This is a genomic window from Embleya sp. NBC_00888 (assembly GCF_045207655.1).
Classification (GTDB): Bacteria; Actinomycetota; Actinomycetes; order Streptomycetales; family Streptomycetaceae; genus Embleya.
In genome coordinates this window covers 3,728,964-3,747,210 of the sequence record NZ_CP108785.1, presented here as the reverse complement: position 1 = coordinate 3,747,210, position 18,247 = coordinate 3,728,964, and the positions used below count along the sequence as shown (strand labels likewise).

Sequence of the window (18,247 nt, the reverse complement as noted above, 5' to 3'; positions counted from 1 at the left end):
TCGTTCGCTCAGTCGCCGGGTGGCCGAGATCATGAGCCTGGGCCCGGTCGCACGGATCGGTCCGTGTACTTGGAGGGACCCAGCGCGTGTACCAGAACCACTTTCGCTACTCCGGCGCCCGCCTGCTGCTCACGCCCTTCCTTCACCCGGTGTCCGAGGGCATCCCGGTCGACCCCGAGAAGCGGGCCGAGGCCCTGCAACCGCCGCTGCGCGTGTTGTGGGACCGGTCCGAACGCGGTGGCCTGACCGTGTTCGAGGCCGCCGCTCAGATCCGGGCCGTCGGGAAGGCACTGGCGACCGGCGGCACGGCCGAGGACCAGGTGCCCGACGATCTCCAGGAGCTCGCCCGGCGCTCCGGCGCGGGCGGCCGACCCGAGGTGTTCCTGGACGTCGCCGAATACGTCGACAGTTGGACGGTCGGCCTCAGCGCCCGACTGGCCGGACAGATTCCCACCGCGTGGGAACTGCGGCAGCGGTTCGGACGCCTGGCGGACATGCTCGAACTGTACTTCGGCCAGGATGGGATCGCCCTGGAGGAGGAGACCCTGTCCGATGCCGAAGGCATCGCCCTGTATGTCGAGCACACCCACCAACAAGGTTTGTGCCATTGGTACTTGCCGATGGTCGTCGCCGAGTGCGCGGAAGCCCTGGCGCTGTTCCCGGACGACGGCGCGCTGTACCGCTTCTTCCGGATCGAACGCGGCCTGGGTTCGGGATCGCACGAGTCCTGGACCGCGTGGCTGAACCTGATCTCGGACATCCTGACCAACCACCTGCGCCAGGTGCACGGGCCCGTCACCTGGACCGGCGGCAGCAACCCCAACGGAGGAAGCTGACCCTCGACGGGTGCCTCACCCCTCAGGCCTCGAAGCGCTCCCGGGACGTCTCGATGCGACCGAGGTGCCGCTGGGTCCGGTCGCACATGCCGTCGACCGTCTTCGCAGGTCCCGGCCCGGCCCGGTGAGGGTGTACTCCACACGCGGCGGCACGGTCGCATACACGCACCGCTCGACCAGGCCGTTGCGCGCCGGCATGCGCAGGTTCCGGGTGAGCATCCTGTGGCCGATGACGATCACGACCGGCCCGAGGCCATCGCCGTCCTCGACCGAACAGGGGCCGCCGCCGGCGAACACCGGCTTCGGGGGAACCGCGACGTCAGGCCGCCGCGTAGGCACACGCGCGTTGCGCGATCGGGGCGGGCACCCCGTCGACGCCGGTCAGCAGGCTGCGACAAGCCGACACACCGGCCGGGCCACCGGCCCCGTACCCGCACGCCGTGCCGGCGATCATCGACCCGTGCCCCCTCGCTGGGCACCATCCCGGAAGGCGTCGAACTCCCCCGCATGGCGCTGCCCACGCACGCCGGTCCGCTGACCCGCGCCGACCACAACTCCGGGTGCCGAAAGCGCATTCGCCCTCGCGTCACTCGGCCCCGTCGGACGCGACGGACGGGTAGGCGACCTCGATGAGCCACTCCTCGCGGGAGAGCTTGTTCAGGTGCTGTTCGGCCATTCGGCGGGTGATCTGCTCGGGCACCAGGCAGGTGGGGCACGCCGTGGGCCCGGCCGTGATCGTCAGCATGACGTTGCTGGCGCCGGCATGGCTCACCTCGAGGCGGAAGTCGTCGGCGGCGAGCACCGCCGACAACGGCGCGAGCGCACGGGTGATCTCCTCGGCGGATGGCGACATCGTGCTCTCCTTCTCGGGCATCTCACTGTCGTGGAAGCCGGCCCACCCTAGCTTCGTTCGAAAAAGCAATCAATATAGTTCGATTATTCGAACTCCTTCACGCCTTGTAAGCAGTGCCACGTTGCCCGCGGCCCACCCGGCTCCTAGCATTCGACTATGCGACCCGTCGATCCGACTATTCGGAAACCCGTCGTGGTCGACGCCCACGTGCACGTGGCGTCGGCGGACCGCGAGCGCTACCCGCTCGCGCCCTCCGGCGTCGGCAGCCCCTGGTTCCACGCGGACGACGTCGGTACGCGGGACCTGTCGACCGGGATGCGCGCGAGCGGGGTCGACCGCGCGGTGATCGTGCAGGCGGTGGGCGCGTACGGGTACGACTGCTCGTACGCGATCGACGCCGTGCGCGCCGACCCGGATCGCTTCGCCCTGGTCGGCGCGGTGGACATGGACGGCGCCCACCCCGTCGACGCACTCGCGGCCCTCGCCCGCGACGCCGGTGAACTCCTGTGCGGTGTAAGGACCTTCGGTGTGCACGGGCACCGGCCACGCTGGCTGGAGGACGGGCGCGCGGACGAGGTGTGGGCACTGGCGGACGAGACGGGGCTGACGATGGTCCCGGTGCTGTTCCCCGACGCCCTTCCCGGGCTGGGCGCGGTGGTCGCCGCGCACCCCGACGTCCCGGTCGCGCTGGACCACTGCGGGTTCGCCGATCTGTCGGGTGGTGCGCCGTTCGCCTCCGCCACCCCGCTGTTCGACCTCGCCGTCCTCCCGGCGGTGCGGGTCAAGGTGTCCACCCACGTGCTGAGACACGCGGCGGCCGAGGGCGATCCGGCCGATGTGGTGGACAAGCTCGCGGCGACTTTCGGCGCGGACCGGGTCATGTGGGGGTCGGACCACCCGCAGACCGTCGGCTCGACGTACCCGGAGATGGCCGCCCTGGGCCGGCACGCCGCACGCCGCCTCTCCCCCGCGGATCGCGCCCGCTTCCTCGGCCACACCGCACTCGACCTCTGGTGGAAAGCCTCATGACCCCTGTTCGGCCCTCCCCCTCGCTCGCGAATCCCGCCGCCGAACCCGGCGACCGGTCCGCCTCCCCGCCCACCGACCGGGTGATCGCCGTACTCGATCTGCTCTCGGCCCACCCGGGCCGCGAGTTCACCCTCACCGAGATCATCCGGCACAGCGGGATCAGCAAGGCGACCTGCCACGCGGTGGTACGCCGCCTGGCCGACGCGCACTACCTGCTGCACACGCCGACCGGGTACAGCCTGGGTCCGGCGCTGATCGCGGTCGGCCACGCGGCCGAGCGCTCGTTCCCGGCCGCCCGCGCCGCGCAGCACCATCTGGTCTCGTTGGCCGAGGAGTTCGGCGTGCCCTGTACCGCCGCGGTGCACGATGCCGAGACGATCACGGTGGTGGACGCCGCGGGGCCCAGGTCTGCGGGCGACGCCTCCGGGATCGGCCTGCGCATCCCGTTGGTGCCGCCGTACGGCGCGGTCCAGATCGCCTGGTCGGGCGAGGAGGCGATCCGCGCGTGGCTCGACCGGGCACCGCGCGCCGACGACGAGTTCCGGCGCCGGTTGATCGGCGTACTGGAGACCATCCGCCGTCGCGGGTACGACGTGCACCGCGAGAGCCCGGCGTCGATGCGCCTGCGCGATGCCCTGTACGGGCTGATGCGCGAGGACCTCTCCGCGTCCCAGCAGGAGGCCGTGGCCCTGCTGTACACCGAGCTCAGCCACATCGATTCGTTGCCGGAGCGCCTCGACGACCGCGTCCCCTACGACGTGAACAGCATCTCCGCGCCGGCGTTCGACGCCCACGGACGCACCTCGGTGGTGCTGTCCCTGCTGATGGCCAAGCCACTGCGAGGCACGGAGATCACCCGCGCCGGCAGGCGCCTGCTGGCCGCCGCCGCGGACGTCACCGGGTCCACCGGCGGCCGCGCGCCCGAGAGCGGCGACGGTCACCGGCGCGCCCGCGGATCGAAGTAGCGGCGCCGGCGGCCGCTCGGGTGGGCCCGACCCCGAACGATCGTCGACGCGCACGCTCGCGGATCAGTCCACGGTGAGTTCGGGGCGGTTGCGGGAGAGGAACGCGCCCTTGTCGGAGAGCACGAACTGGCCGGTGGTGTGGGCCGCGAAGTCGGAGACCAGCAGCAGTACGAGCCGGGCCATGTCCTGCGGATCGGACAGGCCGCCGAGCGGGATCGAGGTCTCCAGCGCGCGGCGGTACTCGGGGGTCAGCGCCGCTTCGACGTCGCGGGTCAAGGTGGTGCCGGGCGCGACGGCGTTGACCCGGATGCCCAGCGGCGCCAACTCGATCGCGAGGGTCCCGGTCAGGTGGTTGACCGCGGCCTTCGCGGCCGCGTACAGCGCGGTGAGCGGCGCCGGGCGGGTGGTCTCGCCCGAGCTGACGTTGACGATCACGCCGCCGCGGCCGAGCACGCGGGCCTGGGCCTGGCAGGAGTACGCGGTGGCGAGCAGGTTCCCGGCGACCACATCGCGCATCGCCCGCGGGGTCCAGTCGAGGAAGGGCACCGCCGGGTGACCCGCCATCATGCCCACGTTGTTGACCGCGATGCGCAGGCCGCCGAGTTCGCCCGCGGCGGCCCGTACGGTGCGCTCGACGTCGTCCGGCACCGTCATGTCGCCGACCAGCGCGATCGCCCCACGCCCGGTCGCGCGCACCAGCCCCGCGGTCTCCGCCGCGCCGTCGGCGTCGATGTCCACGACCGCGACGTCCGCGCCCGCACTCGCCAGCATGACCGCGACGGCCCGCCCGATCCCGGCCCCGGCACCGGTGACCAGGGCCGCACGGCCCGCCAGGTCGATCTCTACAGCCATCGGTTCCCCCTCCCGCGTGCCGTCCCGTTCACCGTGCGCAGCCGAACACGGGGCCGCGCGCGAAGCCGCGCGCACGGCCGGATACGAGACTCGGCGTATGCGGGGCCGTTCACGGGGCGGTGGGCGTGGTCGTGGCCAGGAACAGCGCGTCGTCGACGGCTTCGGCGGCCATCGCGTCGAGTTCGGCGTCGGTCGAACCGCCCAGCGGGCCGCGCACGGTGAGCACGCGCGCCTGCGGTAGTCCGTACAACGAGCACACCTGGCGGGCGATCTCGGTGAAGCCCGCCGTGGCCAGGAGCAGGGTGGGGATGCCCAGTTGCTCCAGTTCGACGGTGTCGTGGCTGCTCCAGGACGTGCACGAGCCGCAGTCCGCGGAACCGGTGATCACCACGTCGGCGCTCTCGAGGATGCGTTGCATCACCTCCGGTTCGGCGGGCAGCGCGGCGCTGATCTTGGCGATCTCCAACGTGACGGTGGCGCCGGTGCGTTCGGCCAGCAGGCGGGCGATAACCCCTTGGATGTGGCCGGCGTGCGGTTTGAGATTGTCCAGGACCGCGATGCGCTTGCCGGTGAGGACGTCCGGGCCGGGTGCGAGCCGCTTGGCGGGTTCGCCGACGTGGCCGGTGGGGTCGATGATCGTGACGCTCATGGATGCGGCTCCGTGGGAAGGGCTCGGATGATCAGGCCAGCGGGACGGTGACGCTGCGGGTCAGTCCCCAACTGGGCACGACCAGCGAGTGTTTGCCCGGGCCGCCGGCCACCAGGACGCGGATGTTGTCCGGGCTCTCGGTCATCGGCTGGAGGTCGTCGTCGCCGAGCGCGCGCATCCACGGACGCCACAGCGCGGCGGTGAAGTGCGCGCGGAACTCGCCCGCGGGGCGGCGGGCCTTCTCGAACAGGTAGGCCTGCACGTCCTGGCGGGCCCAGCCCGCCGCCGCGAGCGTCGCGGCGTGTTCGGGGCCGACCACGACGAAGTACTCGGCACTGGAGACGACCGCGTTGTTCGTGCCGAACGTCGCCATGACACTGGCGGCCTTGTCCAGAATCGGCGCGGGGTTGTTCCGGGTCTCCATGTCGTGCACGTTGTGCGGGTTCTCCATGCCCGCGACGGTCACCGCGCTCGGCGCGTCCAGGCCCAGCGAGCGCGGGTAGGTCGGCCACGGACTGGTCTCGGCGTTCTCCGCGAGGCAGAAGGTGTACTTGGACGGCTGGCCCTGGGTCGCCGCGTCGCCCAGGCCCTCGTCGCCGACGCCCTTGGCGGTGCCGCCGCCGATGTGCATGAGCGCCAGGCGCACCGCACGGCCGAGAGTGGCGTTGGCGCGGTTGCCCGGGCCGAGGGTGCCGGTGCCGGCGTTGAAGCCGCAGCGGCGCACCGCTTCCCCGTGCACGACGACCATCACCGAGACCGGGTGTGTGGTGGAGTTGACGCCACGCAGGTTGAACTCGGGCGCGCACATTCCCCGCACCGCGGCGACGAGCAGCGGCAGCGACCGTGGCGGGCATCCGGCCATCACCGCGTTCGCGGCCAGCACCCGCGCGGTCGCCTCGCCCAGGCGCGGCGGCAGGACGCCGATCACCTCGTCGGGGTCGCCGTCGTAGTCGGCAAGCATCGCGTCGACGCGCCCCGGGGTCGGCGCGACGATCGGAAGTCCGTCGCCCCACCCGCGTTCGGCGAGCAGTGCGTACAGGGACTCGGGGCTCTCGTCGGCCAGTGGGATCACCGCGGGAGCCGTGTCGCGGTCGGACGTTTCGGCGTCTGCTGCCATCGCATTCCTTCGATCGTGTGGCGAGGTCGCGGGCCCGACCCGGGAGCGGTCACAGCGGCTCGGGGCGACACTCCCGCACAGGCGACGCACACCCCGGATGGCCACCGGCCGACCACCGCCGAAGGTAGGCCGACGACCCGTCACACACAAGAGAATCGTTCGAAAATCCGATGTGATCGTCCCAACTCTCGAACAAAGGGCGTCTTCGGGGGCCGCAGGGCGTGCGGCGACGGGGCCCGGACGGGCCAAGCGCGTGCGCACCCACGCGGGATCGGGATCGACGTGTGCCCGGCCGTCGCCACGGCGGTCGGCGCGGTCTCGTCACCCTCGTCGACCGCGCGCCGTCGCCGCCGCACCGACCGGGTCACGCCGGATGTCGACCCACATGCGCCGTCGGTCGCGCACCCGCGACCCGTCGACGATCCGGCAACGGACGACCCGTTCAGTCCAAGTCCCAAGCCTCCTCGACCGGTACGGTTCCCTGCTCCGCCCAGATCGTCTTTCCGGACTGCTCGTAGCGGCTCCCCCACCTGCGGGTGAGTTGGGCCACCAGGAACAGACCGCGGCCGCCCTCGTCGGTGCTGTGCGCGCGGCGCAGGCGCGGTTGGGTGTTGCTGGGGTCGGAGACCTCACAGATCAACACATCCCGGCCGCGGATCAGCCGCAGCGTGATGGGGCCGCTTTCGCCGTAGCGGATCGCGTTGGTGACCAGTTCGCTGACGACCAGTTCGGTGGTGAACACGAGGTGTTCCAGCCCCCAGGCGGCGAGTTGTCCGGTCGTCAGGTCACGGGCCCGTGCCACGTGCGCGGGATCGACGGGCAACTCCCAGACCACGCAATCCTCGTCGGGCAGCGGGCGGACCCGGGCCAGCAACAGGGTGGTGTCGTCGTCGCACGAGCCGACCACCGCCGGGTCGAGCAGGTCGCGCCCGATCTTCGCCAGATCCTGCCGCGGGGCGTCGGTGTGTTCGAGACGATCGAGGAGGCGCCGCATGCCCGCGCCGAGATCGTGGTCGGGCCCGCTGAGCAGGCCGTCGCTGTAGAGGATCAGTACGCTGCCCGGCGCCAATTCGATCTCGGCGATCTCGAACGGCATGCCGCCGACCCCCAACGGCGGACCGGCCTCCAGCTCCACGAAGTGCGCACGTCCGTCGGGGGCGAGGACCACCGGCGGCGGATGCCCGGCGGACGCCATCCGGCAGCGGCCGGTCACGGGGTCGTACTCCGCGTACAGGCACGTGGCGCCGGACACCGCCTCGGCACCATGGGACCGGTTCGGGAACCGCTGGACCAGGTCGTCCACATGCGTCAGCAGCTCGTCCGGCGGCAGGTCCATGTCGGCGAGCGCCTGGACGGCGGTACGCAGGCGCCCCATCGTCGCGCTGGCCTGCAGGCCGTGCCCGGTCACGTCACCGACGACGAAGGCCAGGCGCAGCGAGGACAACGGGATCGTGTCGTACCAGTCGCCCCCGATCCCGGCCGAGGAGGACGTGGGCAGGTAGGCCGCGAAGGTCTCGGCGGCCGGTTCGTCGCTGCCCTCCTCGGGCAGGAGGCTGCGTTGCAGGGCCAGCGCGACGTTGTGCTCCCGGGTGAAGCGGCGCGCGTTGTCCACGCTCAGCGCGGCACGCGAGGCGATCTCCTCGACCAGGCGGGCATCGTTCTCGTCGAACGGATCCGGGCGCTCGGTGCGCCACAGTTGCACGCTGCCGAGCGAGTGGCCGCGCGCGAACAGCGGTACGGCCAGCAGACTGTGCGCGTTCGCGGGCACCGCGGAGTCGCCCGGCGCCGGCTCGAGTCGCGGGATCAGCAGGGTGGCCCCGCCCTCCATGGCCCGTACCGAGGGGATGTCCGGCGGGACGGGCAGCCGTTCGCCGACCTGGACCAGTTCCCCGGGCCACGCGTCACCCGCGAAGGCCACCCCGGCCCGGACCTCGGGCGTGTAGCCGGTCGTCGGGTCGACCGCGGGCTCTTCGCCGGCGACGACCGCCTCGGCGAGGTGCACGGCGGCGAGGTCCGCCAGTCGTGGCACCACCAGGTCCGCGAGTTGCTGGGCCGTTTGGGCGACATCCAGCGAGTCGCCGATGGTCTGGGCGGCCTCGCGGACCACCTCGAAGCGGGATTCGGAGCGCACCAGATCGGTCATGTCGTTCACGGTGACGAGCAGGCCGAGGGTCGAGCCCGGCGCGCGCTCGATGCGCAGGACGCCGATGGTGAGGTGCAGCAGTTTCCCGCCCGCGGTACGTGCGGCGACCATCTGCCACCTGCGCAGGAGCGGTCCCGCCGGGGACAGCGCCCGCCCGAGCACCGGCACCAGGTATTCGAGGCCGAGGGCGGCGAAGACGGCGGCCATGTCGTCCCCGGGACCCATCGGGATCTGCGGGAAGCGCTCGGCGGTGGCGTTGGTGGCGACGACCCGCAGATCCGGATCCACCGCCGCGAGGAGCATCGCGCCCTGATCGAAGACGGCGTGCGCCAGCGGGCTCGCCCAGTCCGCGGGCAGCTCGAAGGGAAGCGCACCGTGACCGTCTTCCGTCACCCGTCGATCCTTCCGGACTCCGAGGTCGATTTGCCAAGTATCGCCCACTGGCGCCGACCCCACACACGGGTCCGTATCGAGGTGGATCACGCTCTCGACCGAAAACCGCACCGCGCCCCGGATGCCGCCGACCGCCTGTGACCCCGGATGGCGCCGCCCGTCCGGATAGAGTGACGAATAGTCGACGATCAGTGTCGAGCAGCATTGTTGTCGGGCAGCTCCGGTAGCCGTGCCCTGCCACCACCTCTACCGCCCACGGCCCCGCACCCGGCGGCCCGCTCCGCCGTCGAGGGATCGAGGCCTCGAAGAACGGACACGTGATGAACAGCGCACCGGACCGCGAGCAGTGGTCGGCCATCCCGTCCCCGCCCACGGACCGGGTCGTCGCCGTCACCGAGTTCCTGGCCTCCCGCCCCGGCGAACCGGCGACCGTGGCCGAACTGGTGCGTCGGCTCGGGCTCAACCGCGCCACGTGCCACGCCGTGCTGGCCTCGCTGGTACGCGCCGGCTGGGTGGTCCGCGATCCCGTCGAGAAGACCTTCACCCCGGGCCCGGCGCTGATCGCGCTCGGCCGCGCGGCCGAGACCGGCGTACCGGTCGCCCGCGCCGCCGAGGGCGAACTGGCTGCACTGGTCCGCGAGTTGGGCATGGCCGTGACGGCCGGCTACCCCAGCGGCGAGCACATCGTGGTCGGCAGTCACCTCGCCGTGGACGGCGACGACGCCGATGCAGACGTCGTGCGCGTCGGGCAACGCATCCCGTTCGCCCCGCCGTTCGGCCCGGGACTGGTCGCGTGGGAGGGGGAACCGGAGATCGCGCGCTGGCTCGCTCGCGCCCCACACGCCGATCCCGCGCGCACCCGGCGCTTCCGCGCCGTGCTCGCCACCGTCCGCCGACGCGGCTATACCGTCGAGAGCGACACGCCCGCCTCCCGACGCCTGCGCGCACTGCTCGTCGAACTCGACTCGCTCTCGCCGCGCGGGCGCCCCGCCGTCACCGAACTCCTGCACGAGATCGGCACGATCGACTACCTCGACGACGACCTCCAGGAGGCCCGCACCTACCCCGTGGGTGTCATGTCCGCCCCGGCGTTCACCGGTGCCGGCGTCACGGCGCTGAACATCAGCGTGTACGTATGGGCCGACCTGGACCCGGCCGGCATCCGGGCGGTCGGCGACCGCCTGCTCGCCGCGTCCCGCACGATCACACACAACCTACGGGGAACACCCCCGCGCGACTTCCCCCGGGGCACGGTCGATTCCTGAGGATCGAGCGCACGGCGCATCGCCCCGAACGGGGACGCCCACGCCGCCCGGCACGCGGCCGATCCGTGCGCGCGAGCCGTTGCGCACGCGGACGCGCGCACGGATCGGCCGCCGGGTCCGGCCTCGCGTCGGTCCTCGCTCGGGAGCACGGCCTCGGCTTTCGCGCCTGTAGCCGCACCGTGCGGGCGGCTACAGGCGTCTCGCGCGGTCGTTCCGCACACTTCGTGAGCGGTTGGCGGGCGGCGTTGCCGATTTACACGGCGCGGGTGTCGATGCCGTGTTCCTCCGGGTACTGCTCGAGGTCGCCGTGCCGGCCGGTCCTTCCGGTGCCTGGTGGGTCAGTGGAAGGTCATCGGGGCGGAAGGCCGCGGTGCCGGGGTCGGGCCGGCGAGGAGGCCGCCGTCGACGGTGAAGTCGGCGCCGGTGGCGTAGGAGGCCCCAGGCGAGGCCAGGAACGCCGCCATGTGCGCGATCTCGTCCGGTTCGCCGACGCGGCCCAGCGGCAGTCGCGCGAACCGGGTGTCCTGCGCGGAACCGCTGCGGTCGGCCGGGAGCATCGCGGTACGGATCGTGCCGGGCACGATGGCGTTGACCCGGATCCCCGCCTCGCCCAGTTCCACGGCCGCGGTGCGGGTCAGGCCGCGCAGTCCCCACTTGGACGCGGAGTACGCGGACGCCCACGCCTGCGCCTGCATGCCGCTGACGGAGGCGATGTTGACGATGGCCCCGCCGCCCGCGGCCCGCATGTGCGGAACGACGGCCCGGATGCCGAGGAAGGGGCCGAGCAGGTTGACGTCGAGAATGCGCCGGAAGGCGTCGGCCGTCTCGTCCTCGAGGGCGATGATCCGCATCGCCGCGGCGTTGTTGACCAGGATGTCGATGCCGCCGAAGCGCTCCACGGTCAATGCGACGGCGGCCGCCCAGGCGTGCTCGTCACTGACGTCGAGGGTCACGAAGGCGGCGTTGTCGCCCAGTTCTTCGGCGAGCGCGGCACCTTGCTCGGTGAGCACGTCGGCGAGCATCACCGAGGCGCCACACGCGACGAACAGACGCGCCTCGGCGGCTCCCTGTCCTTGCGCGGCGCCGGTGACGAGCGCGACCTTTCCTTGCAGGTCGTACATGGGGACCCCTTCGGATGGCGATGGCGGATGGAGATGGCGGAGGCCGGGGCGGGAGCCGGGGCCGAGCCCGAAGCGCAGGCAGTGGCGGCGGGACGGTGGCGATGGCTTCTGCCCCATGGCTCGTGCCGCATGGCTTCTGCCGCGTCGATGGCAGTGCGGCCCGTGGCCAGGGCGTCCCGGGGACGTGCCACTGGAGCTCGATGAGCTGCCCGAGGGCGACCGGGCCGCGGGCGACGACTCGGAAGCGGCCATGCCGGGACTCCTCGTCCGTGGGGATGCGGCGACGGCCTACTCCGGGGCCCGTCTTGTTTCATGGCTATCATGGTTATGATGGCCTCACAAGATGCGACCGTCCACCCGGCAGGCCGAGCCGACCGAAGGGCACGTGAGGATGCGATGCGCTACAGCTTCAACACCTTCAACCACTCGACCTACTACGGACTGCCGCCGTCCCTCCCGCGGCAGATCGCCGCCGCCGCGGCGGCCGGCTACGACCACATCGGGCTCGACCTCCTCTCCGTGCTCGCGCACGAACGCGAGGGCCTGCCGGTGAGCGAACTCGCCGCCCACCTGGGGCGGCACGATCTGCCCTGCCACGAGTTGGTCTCGCTGTCGATCTCCGCGGACGAGACCAGGACGCTGCGCAGCCTGGAGCAGATCCTTCGGGTGGCGCGCGTACTGCGCCCGGAACAGGTGCTGTGTGTGGTCACCGGCGAGATCGACGACGCGGTGGTGGCCAATACCGCCCGGTGCGCCGGATCCCTGGCCGAGGAAGGCGTCGGCCTGTCGGTGGAGTTCCTGCCCACTCGGCACGTGGACTCGATCCCCGAGGCGCTGCGCCTGTGGGAGCGGGTGGCGCATCCGAATCTGCGCCTGGTCGTGGAGAGTTGGCACTTCTTCCGGGGGCCGAGCACGTGGGCGGACCTGGTCGCGCTGCCGCTCGATCGCATCGGCTTCGTGCAGTTCGCGGACGCGCCCGCGCCGGTGACCGACGACACGCACCACGAGTCCATGCACCGCCGGGTCCTCCCGGGCCGAGGCGTCCTGGACCTGGACCGGTTCTGCGCGACGCTCGCGGCGAAGGGCTACGACGACGTGGTGAGCGTCGAACTGCTCGCCGACGACTGGCGCACCGCCGACCTGCACACGTTCGCCGAGGCCACCCTCGCCGCGACCCGCGCGGCCTGGGAGACGGCGGCGCACGCCGCGTAGGCCCGGCCGACGCTCCCCGAACAACCCTGTCCCTTTGAACGAAACAGTCGAGTCCGCAGTCACCGAAGTGGAGGAGTCGCCCATGTCAGCCGGCCGACCGAAGCCCGATCCCCAGTCCGCGACCGCGTCCACGCGCGACGGCCGATCCCCCGACGGCGGTCCGGGCACCTTCGACGTCGTCGTGGTCGGCGCGGGCTCGGCCGGATGTGTCCTGGCCGCCCGATTGTCCGAGCGATCGGATCGTACGGTCCTGCTGGTCGAGGCCGGTCCCGACCATCGCGCCGACACGATGCCGGACGAACTGCGGCATCTGTCGCGGCCGGTGGCCTGGCCGTACAACTGGGGCGACAAGGTCGCCTCCACCGCGGGGCGCATGCTCAACTACGCGCGCGGGCGCGGTGTCGGGGGCTCGTCGGCGACCAACGGCGCGGTGGCGATGCGCCCTGAGCCGGAGGACTTCGCGTCGTGGCCGGAGGGAATGCGGTGGGAGCGGATGTTGCCCTACCTCAACCGGATCGAAGACGACCTGGACTTCGGCGACGAGCCCCACCACGGCGACGCCGGACCGATCCCGATCGTGCGGCACCCGGAGGCCGACTGGAGCCCGTTGCAGCGCGGCTTCGTCGACGGATGCCTGGCCGAGGGGCTGCCGTTGTGCGCCGACCACAGCCGTCCGGGATCGACCGGGGTCGGCCCGATCCCGATGAACCGGCGTGGCACCCGACGCGTGTCCAACACGGTCGCCTACCTCGACGCGGCACGCGCCCGCCCGAATCTGACCGTACGCGGCGACGCCCACGTACGGCGCGTCCTGCTCACCGGCGGCCGCGCGGTCGGCATCGAACTGGCCGACGGCGAACGCATATACGCGGGCCGGGTCGTGCTGTCCGCGGGCGTCGTGCAGAACCCGCTGTTGTTGTGGCGCTCCGGCGTGGGACCGGCGCACGGCATCTCCGGGCTGGGCATCGAGCCGGTGCACGAGCTCCCGGCCGTCGGCCGCGGCTTGAGCGATCACATGGTGGTGTCCTATCGGGCGGCGGTCCGACCGGACGCGGTGCCCGACGGTGGACCGACGCTGCAGACGATCGCCCGCGCCACGGCCCGTCCGGACCGGGGACGCACCCACGACCTCCAGTTGACCCCCGTCGCCCGGCGCAATCCGGACGGCACGCGGGAGATCGAGATCAGCGTCGCCCTGCAACTGCCCAACGGCTTCGGCTCGATCGTCCCCACCGGCGCCGCGCCGGATGCCCCGGCGCGGATCTCCTGGCCGTTCACCACCGACCGCGACAACCTGGAACGGCTGGCGATCGGGGTGCGCCTGGCCGCGCGCGTCGTGGCCGCCTCCGGCCTCGCGCTCGATCCGGACGCCGCGCCGCGTGTGTCGGACATGCCCGACGATGTGCTGTGCCCGTCCTTCGCCGCCTCGCACTACGCCTTCTACCACGGCGTCGGCACCTGCCGGATCAACACCGATCCGGCGGCCGGCGTGGTCGACGCGGACCTGCGCGTGCACGGCCTGAACGGCTTGCACATCGTGGACGCCTCGGTCGTGCCGACCGTGCCGCGTGCCAACACCCACCTGCTGGCGACCGCACTGGGCGAGCTGGGCGCGGAGTTGATCGCGGCGTCCGATTAGCGCGACGGCGGAGCAGATCGTCCGCGGAGCGGTCGCGGGTCGGCACCACTCCGGCGCCCGGCGCCGGTCACCCATGCGTGGTCGGGTGATCGGCGTCCGCGGTCGGCGATTTCCGGTCGGCTTCGAGCGTGTCGCACCGGATCAGCGCCCCGCCGTCCGGGTGAGCGGGGCGACGAACTCCTCGACATGCTCGCGGTGTTGATCACCCGGCGCGGGCGACGGTCATGGTGTCCGCCATCCGGTGTGGCGTCCGGGTACGGGTCCGCACCGGTCCGCGGGTGCGGGTGTCGTCCGGGCCGGCTCGGGCGGAGGGGCGGCACCGGGTTCGGCTCTCGTGACGCCATCGGACGGGGCCGAAGGCGGGGCGGAGAACGAGGCCGGGGGCCCGTCACCGGGCTGCGGGCTCATCAACCGCAGTTGCAGGGTGATCGCGAAGCGCGCCGACGGGTCCTGGAGGTCGATCCGGCCGACCTCGGCCATCCGACGCATCCGGTACCGGAAGGTGTTGGCGTGCACGAACATGCTCGCCGAGGCGGAGGTCACGTCGCCGAACGCGTCCAGCCACGCCCGCAGCGTGTCGACCAGGTTGGTGTTGTGCTTGGCGTCGTAGGCGACGAGCCGGGCGAGCGGACCGACGAGTTCGTCGCCGTTGGCCGCGGCGAGGTCGCGAATCTCCAGGAGCAGCGCGTCGATGTAGACGTCGGTGATCGAGGCGACCCGCTGCTTCACCTGCCCGCCGGCCAGCACCCGCAGCGCGCGGTCCGCGTTCGTGCGTGAGCGCCGCAGTGCGGCGGGTTCGTGCGCGATCGTCCCGATGCCGATCAGCGCCTTGACCCGGTCGCCGGTGCGGTCGAGGAAGTTCGTGGCGATCTGCACCGCGCGCTCGCACGCGGCGGCCGGGTCGCCGGGGGCCGGGAGGACGGCGTAGGCGGTGTCGCCCAGGAGGGCGACGGCCGAACGCGGTTGCACGGCGTTGAGGTGGATCGCGAGGGCCCCGGTCAAGCGTTGGTGTTCGGCCGTCGACTGGGTGTGGTCCTCGCCGTGGCCGTGGGCCAGGCCCAGCGCCAGCACCACCGTGGGCTCGTACCCCAGTCCCAGACGGGCGAGTGCGTCGACGGCGCCGGGGCCGCCCTCCAGCACGGTGGTGACCAGGTCCGCGCGCAATCGGTTCTCGGCGTCGGTACCGGCTCGGTGCCGCAACAGGTGCAGAGCCACGAGCTTGGACGCCTCCACGAAGGCTCCGGCGCGTTCCGGGCTGAGCGGCTCCCGGACGGCGGCCCACATCGAACCGAGGATCTCGTCGCCCGCCCGAACGACGATCGCGGTACGGGCGAGCGCGGCCTCGCCGTCCAGGATCACCGGGGGGATGAACATCGGCTCCCGGCTGCGGTACAGCTCCTTGAAGACGCCGCGGTCCTCGAAAATGCGCAGGTACGTGTCGGGTACTCGGCGAGCCAGGATGGTCGCCACGCGCGAGGGATCGGCCTCGTCCTGGCGGCCGGAGAAGGCGAGGATGTGCGAGCGGCGGTCCTCGATGGTGATCGGGGCGTCGAGGAGCGTGGCCACGGCGTTCGCCAGGGCGAACAGGTCGCCGGAGGGCACGCCGCCCAGGGTCTGCGTGCCGGCTTCGCCGACATCGCCTTCGGTGAGCAACGTGCGGAGCATCGCCGCGAGTTGCGCCCAGGACGCGCCCCGGGTCAACGCCAGCAGCGCCACCCCCGCCCCGGCGGCGGCGCGCTCGACCGCGGGGTCGGGCTCGACCGGCCCGCGCACGATCAGGGCGGCGACGCCGTGGGTGCCCAGCGTGCGCAGGAGACCGGCGATCTCGGCGGGGCCGTGCACGGCGGCGCCGAGGACGACCGCGTGCGGTGGGTACTGCGGTTCGTCGTACGGGTCGTGGATGACCACCCCGCCGATCTCCTCCACGGCGTCCGCGTCGCCGTGGATCAGATCGAGGAGTGTGGAGCCGAAGTCCTCCAGCACCCGACCGAGGCTTCTGCGGGGATGGGTCGTCACGTGGGGGTCACCTCTGTGGAGTCGAACCGATTCGGTCCTCCGATGCGCTGCGCGGGGACCAGAATAGGCACAGCCGAGGGAACGAGGTCGCAGGTCACGGCGGTGCGTACGCTCGATCACCGAGCGTGCGACGAGAGTGATCGAGCCACCCGCCGGCCCCGTTCGCCGCGTGGCTCGCTCGACGTACGCCGGCCCGGGTCGGGTCGGGTCGGGACATGCGGGCGACGACCTCGTCGGCGAACTCGCGCATGAAGCGCAACGGCTCCGGGACGAACTGGGCGACGATGACGTTGTCGATGCCCGACTCCTCGATCTCGGCGAGGCGCTCGGCGCAGTACCCGATGGGGCCGGCCACGGTGGAGTGTCCGGCGAGCCGGCCGGTCAGGCCCAACTCGTCCACGAGCGCCGCGTTGTGACCGGCGGTCTCGGGCGACGCGTGGTGCGCCGAGTCGTAGCGGCGCTTGAGCTCGTTCACCTTCGGCACCAGCGACGACGGCAATCCCTTGCCCTCGGTGGTGAACCGGAACACGTGATTGGCGGTGCCGGCGAGGACCGACCGCACCTGCCGGATCCCCTCCTCCTCGGTACGGGCGGGGACGACGTTGGCCATGCACCAGATCTCGATGTCGGCCACGTCCCGACCGGCCTCGGCCGCGCCCGCCGCGATGTGCCCGAGGTTGCGGGCATACGCCTCGCGCGTCAGCGAGTTGGAGAGGATGACGCCGTCGGCGCAGCGCCCGGCCGCGCGAAGGGTGCGCGGGCCCTCGGCGGCCATCCAGACCGGGGTGCCGGCGGGCGCCCAGCGCTGGACGAGTTCGATGCCCCGCCAGTCGGCCGGTTCGCCTCGGGTGAGAGCGCGGACGGCGCGCACGTACGCCTCGGTCTCGTCCACCGTGCCCGGGCGCACGCCGATGTTGCGCAGCGCCGAGTCGCCCGAGGCGATGCCGAGCACGAACCGACCTCCGCTGATCTGCTGGAGGGCCGAGGCGGCGGAGGCGGCGACGGCCGGGTGGCGCGTCCTGGGGTTGGAGACCGTGACGGCCAGGCGCTGGGTGGTGGTGCGCTGCGCGGCGAAGGTCAGACAGACGTAGGGGTCGGCCCACAAGGATTGCGAGTCGCCGGTGGTGAGCATGGCGTATCCGCAGTCGGCGGCCACGGCGAGCCAGGCCGCGTAGTCGTCGAAGTCGCGCACCGTCGTGCCGGTCGCGAACCTCATCGTGAGTCCTCCCGATCGTCCAGGCCCAGGATCCGGCGCGCGTTGTCGGCGAGGATGAGCTGTTTGTCCGTGTCGGGGAGGTCGGCGTCCAGGATTTGGCCGAGCAGGTGGGTGCGCCGGTAGCCCAGGGGCGCGGAGTACAGGTCGGTGCCGAACACCAGCCGGTGTGCACCGTGTCGGCGCACGAAGGGCTCGATCAGATCGAACGAGTAGGCCAGCGAGGTGTCGAAGACCAGGTTCGGCGCCGACTCCCCCACCGGGAGCGCCTGTCGCACCTGTTCGAAGGTCGAGAAGGCGTCCAGGGCCAGGATGGTGAGATCCGGGAAGTCCCGAGCCAGTTGCCGCACTTGCCACAGCGCCTCGTCCGGTGTCTCGCCGAGTGCGTGCACGAACGGCGCCAGGCCGCGCTCGCCGCAACGTTCGACGATCGCGCGCACGAGCGGGGAGCCGACGGGCACGCCGTGGAAGCGGGCGTGCACGCTGATGCCGCGCAGGCCGAGTTCGTCGGCGCAGCGGTCGATCTCGGCGAGCCCCGCCGCGCCGTGCAGCGGCTCGGTGACACCGATCGCGACAGGGAACCGGTCGGGCGCCGCGTCGCGGTAGGCGGCGATGGCGTCGTTGACGCAACGGGTGTCGGCCGCCCCGTTCGGCCGCAGGTATCCATGCCCGGGGATGACGACGGCCTCGTGGATCCCGTTGCGCTCCATCGTCGCCAGGCGCGTCGCGCGATCACCGGCGGCGCCGGGGCGGGTCGCGGCCTCCGATTCGGGCGTGCCGTGCGCATCACCGACATGGTGGTGGCAGTCGAGAACGCGAAAGCCGGAGTCGGACCGTGCCATGGCGCGTACCTCCCGCAACGAAGCTCCTGCGAAGAGTGTCGAATATTCGACACCGAATGTCGAATGGGTACGCTAGCCGTGCCCGGTCGCAGGATCAACGGG

16 protein-coding genes and 1 pseudogene are annotated in these 18,247 nt (G+C 72.2%); 6 read left to right on the top strand and 11 right to left on the bottom strand.

Translation table 11 applies throughout. The annotated features are described in order from the left end of the window. The first annotated feature begins 86 nt into the window (after nt 1–86). The gene (locus tag OG948_RS50700) at nt 87–836 is read left to right on the top strand and encodes a hypothetical protein (protein WP_331771841.1); all 750 of its coding nucleotides are present in this window, start codon (nt 87–89) and stop codon (nt 834–836) included. Between the two features lie 22 nt (nt 837–858). On the opposite strand, the pseudogene OG948_RS50695 reads toward OG948_RS50700, so the two are convergent. The 3 genes and pseudogenes from OG948_RS50695 to OG948_RS50685 form a co-directional block, all read right to left on the bottom strand. After that, nucleotides 859–1,067, bottom strand: a pseudogene (locus OG948_RS50695) (winged helix-turn-helix transcriptional regulator); the annotation flags it as partial. 88 nt (nt 1,068–1,155) lie between these two features. Further along, nucleotides 1,156–1,290 carry a hypothetical protein gene (locus OG948_RS50690; RefSeq protein WP_331771840.1) on the bottom strand — a complete coding sequence of 45 codons (135 nt, stop codon included), beginning with the start codon at nt 1,288–1,290 and terminating at the stop codon, nt 1,156–1,158. Between the two features lie 132 nt (nt 1,291–1,422). After that, the gene (locus OG948_RS50685) at nt 1,423–1,689 is read right to left on the bottom strand and encodes a hypothetical protein (protein WP_331771839.1); all 267 of its coding nucleotides are present in this window, start codon (nt 1,687–1,689) and stop codon (nt 1,423–1,425) included. A gap of 156 nt (nt 1,690–1,845) precedes the next feature. On the opposite strand from OG948_RS50685, the gene OG948_RS50680 reads away from it, so the two are divergent. Together OG948_RS50680 and OG948_RS50675 are read left to right on the top strand one after the other, a co-directional pair. Next, nucleotides 1,846–2,718 (top strand): amidohydrolase family protein, encoded by an 873-nt coding sequence (locus OG948_RS50680; RefSeq protein WP_406300703.1) that lies wholly within the window; start codon nt 1,846–1,848, stop codon nt 2,716–2,718. Further along, nucleotides 2,715–3,683: a helix-turn-helix domain-containing protein gene (locus OG948_RS50675; RefSeq protein WP_331771837.1), complete on the top strand. Its 969-nt coding sequence runs from the start codon at nt 2,715–2,717 to the stop codon at nt 3,681–3,683. The genes OG948_RS50680 and OG948_RS50675 overlap by 4 nt, the downstream gene beginning before the upstream one ends. A 63-nt stretch (nt 3,684–3,746) precedes the next feature. Here OG948_RS50675 and OG948_RS50670 read toward each other — a convergent pair whose 3' ends face one another. The 4 genes from OG948_RS50670 to OG948_RS50655 all read right to left on the bottom strand — a co-directional run bounded on the left by OG948_RS50670 (nt 3,747) and on the right by OG948_RS50655 (nt 8,837). After that, complete coding sequence (locus OG948_RS50670) at nt 3,747–4,535, bottom strand: SDR family oxidoreductase (protein ID WP_331771836.1); 789 nt, start codon at nt 4,533–4,535, stop codon at nt 3,747–3,749. Nucleotides 4,536–4,644: 109 nt separating this feature from the next. After that, complete coding sequence (locus OG948_RS50665) at nt 4,645–5,184, bottom strand: hypothetical protein (protein WP_331771835.1); 540 nt, start codon at nt 5,182–5,184, stop codon at nt 4,645–4,647. Between the two features lie 31 nt (nt 5,185–5,215). After that, nucleotides 5,216–6,301: a hypothetical protein gene (locus OG948_RS50660; protein ID WP_331771834.1), complete on the bottom strand. Its 1,086-nt coding sequence runs from the start codon at nt 6,299–6,301 to the stop codon at nt 5,216–5,218. A 442-nt stretch (nt 6,302–6,743) separates the two neighbouring features. Then, a complete protein-coding gene (locus OG948_RS50655; protein ID WP_331771833.1) occupies nt 6,744–8,837 on the bottom strand; it encodes a SpoIIE family protein phosphatase in 2,094 nt (697 codons plus the stop codon). Nucleotides 8,838–9,157: 320 nt separating this feature from the next. Here OG948_RS50655 and OG948_RS50650 point away from each other — a divergent pair, with 320 nt between their 5' ends. Next, nucleotides 9,158–10,102: a helix-turn-helix domain-containing protein gene (locus tag OG948_RS50650; protein WP_331771832.1), complete on the top strand. Its 945-nt coding sequence runs from the start codon at nt 9,158–9,160 to the stop codon at nt 10,100–10,102. Nucleotides 10,103–10,440: 338 nt separating this feature from the next. Here OG948_RS50650 and OG948_RS50645 read toward each other — a convergent pair whose 3' ends face one another. Then, the gene (locus tag OG948_RS50645) at nt 10,441–11,223 is read right to left on the bottom strand and encodes a glucose 1-dehydrogenase (protein WP_331771831.1); all 783 of its coding nucleotides are present in this window, start codon (nt 11,221–11,223) and stop codon (nt 10,441–10,443) included. Between the two features lie 396 nt (nt 11,224–11,619). Between OG948_RS50645 and OG948_RS50640 the strand changes: the two genes are divergently transcribed. Then, complete coding sequence (locus OG948_RS50640; RefSeq protein WP_331771830.1) at nt 11,620–12,435, top strand: sugar phosphate isomerase/epimerase; 816 nt, start codon at nt 11,620–11,622, stop codon at nt 12,433–12,435. Between the two features lie 82 nt (nt 12,436–12,517). Continuing rightward, nucleotides 12,518–14,074 (top strand): GMC family oxidoreductase N-terminal domain-containing protein, encoded by a 1,557-nt coding sequence (locus tag OG948_RS50635; RefSeq protein WP_331771829.1) that lies wholly within the window; start codon nt 12,518–12,520, stop codon nt 14,072–14,074. Between the two features lie 222 nt (nt 14,075–14,296). On the opposite strand, the gene OG948_RS50630 is transcribed toward OG948_RS50635, so the two are convergent. The 3 genes from OG948_RS50630 to OG948_RS50620 form a co-directional block, all read right to left on the bottom strand. Further along, complete coding sequence (locus tag OG948_RS50630; protein ID WP_331771828.1) at nt 14,297–16,090, bottom strand: helix-turn-helix domain-containing protein; 1,794 nt, start codon at nt 16,088–16,090, stop codon at nt 14,297–14,299. Nucleotides 16,091–16,184: 94 nt separating this feature from the next. Then, entirely contained in the window at nt 16,185–17,306 is a 1,122-nt protein-coding gene (locus OG948_RS50625; RefSeq protein ID WP_331771827.1) for an LLM class flavin-dependent oxidoreductase, read from the bottom strand. Then, nucleotides 17,303–18,145 (bottom strand): amidohydrolase family protein, encoded by an 843-nt coding sequence (locus tag OG948_RS50620; RefSeq protein WP_331771826.1) that lies wholly within the window; start codon nt 18,143–18,145, stop codon nt 17,303–17,305. The genes OG948_RS50625 and OG948_RS50620 overlap by 4 nt, the downstream gene beginning before the upstream one ends. Nucleotides 18,146–18,247 lie beyond the last annotated feature (102 nt).

What these genes read in the sequence shown, in the direction of transcription:
- OG948_RS50660 (WP_331771834.1), bottom strand. Translation starts at nt 6,301, where the DNA reads ATGGCAGCAGACGCCGAAACGTCCGACCGCGACACGGCTCCCGCGGTG.
- OG948_RS50650 (WP_331771832.1), top strand. Translation starts at nt 9,158, where the DNA reads ATGAACAGCGCACCGGACCGCGAGCAGTGGTCGGCCATCCCGTCCCCG.
- OG948_RS50685 (WP_331771839.1), bottom strand. Translation starts at nt 1,689, where the DNA reads ATGTCGCCATCCGCCGAGGAGATCACCCGTGCGCTCGCGCCGTTGTCG.
- OG948_RS50690 (WP_331771840.1), bottom strand. Translation starts at nt 1,290, where the DNA reads ATGATCGCCGGCACGGCGTGCGGGTACGGGGCCGGTGGCCCGGCCGGT.
- OG948_RS50670 (WP_331771836.1), bottom strand. Translation starts at nt 4,535, where the DNA reads ATGGCTGTAGAGATCGACCTGGCGGGCCGTGCGGCCCTGGTCACCGGT.
- OG948_RS50645 (WP_331771831.1), bottom strand. Translation starts at nt 11,223, where the DNA reads ATGTACGACCTGCAAGGAAAGGTCGCGCTCGTCACCGGCGCCGCGCAA.
- OG948_RS50625 (WP_331771827.1), bottom strand. Translation starts at nt 17,306, where the DNA reads ATGAGGTTCGCGACCGGCACGACGGTGCGCGACTTCGACGACTACGCG.
- OG948_RS50620 (WP_331771826.1), bottom strand. Translation starts at nt 18,145, where the DNA reads ATGGCACGGTCCGACTCCGGCTTTCGCGTTCTCGACTGCCACCACCAT.
- OG948_RS50680 (WP_406300703.1), top strand. Translation starts at nt 1,846, where the DNA reads ATGCGACCCGTCGATCCGACTATTCGGAAACCCGTCGTGGTCGACGCC.
- OG948_RS50665 (WP_331771835.1), bottom strand. Translation starts at nt 5,184, where the DNA reads ATGAGCGTCACGATCATCGACCCCACCGGCCACGTCGGCGAACCCGCC.
- OG948_RS50640 (WP_331771830.1), top strand. Translation starts at nt 11,620, where the DNA reads ATGCGCTACAGCTTCAACACCTTCAACCACTCGACCTACTACGGACTG.
- OG948_RS50635 (WP_331771829.1), top strand. Translation starts at nt 12,518, where the DNA reads ATGTCAGCCGGCCGACCGAAGCCCGATCCCCAGTCCGCGACCGCGTCC.
- OG948_RS50675 (WP_331771837.1), top strand. Translation starts at nt 2,715, where the DNA reads ATGACCCCTGTTCGGCCCTCCCCCTCGCTCGCGAATCCCGCCGCCGAA.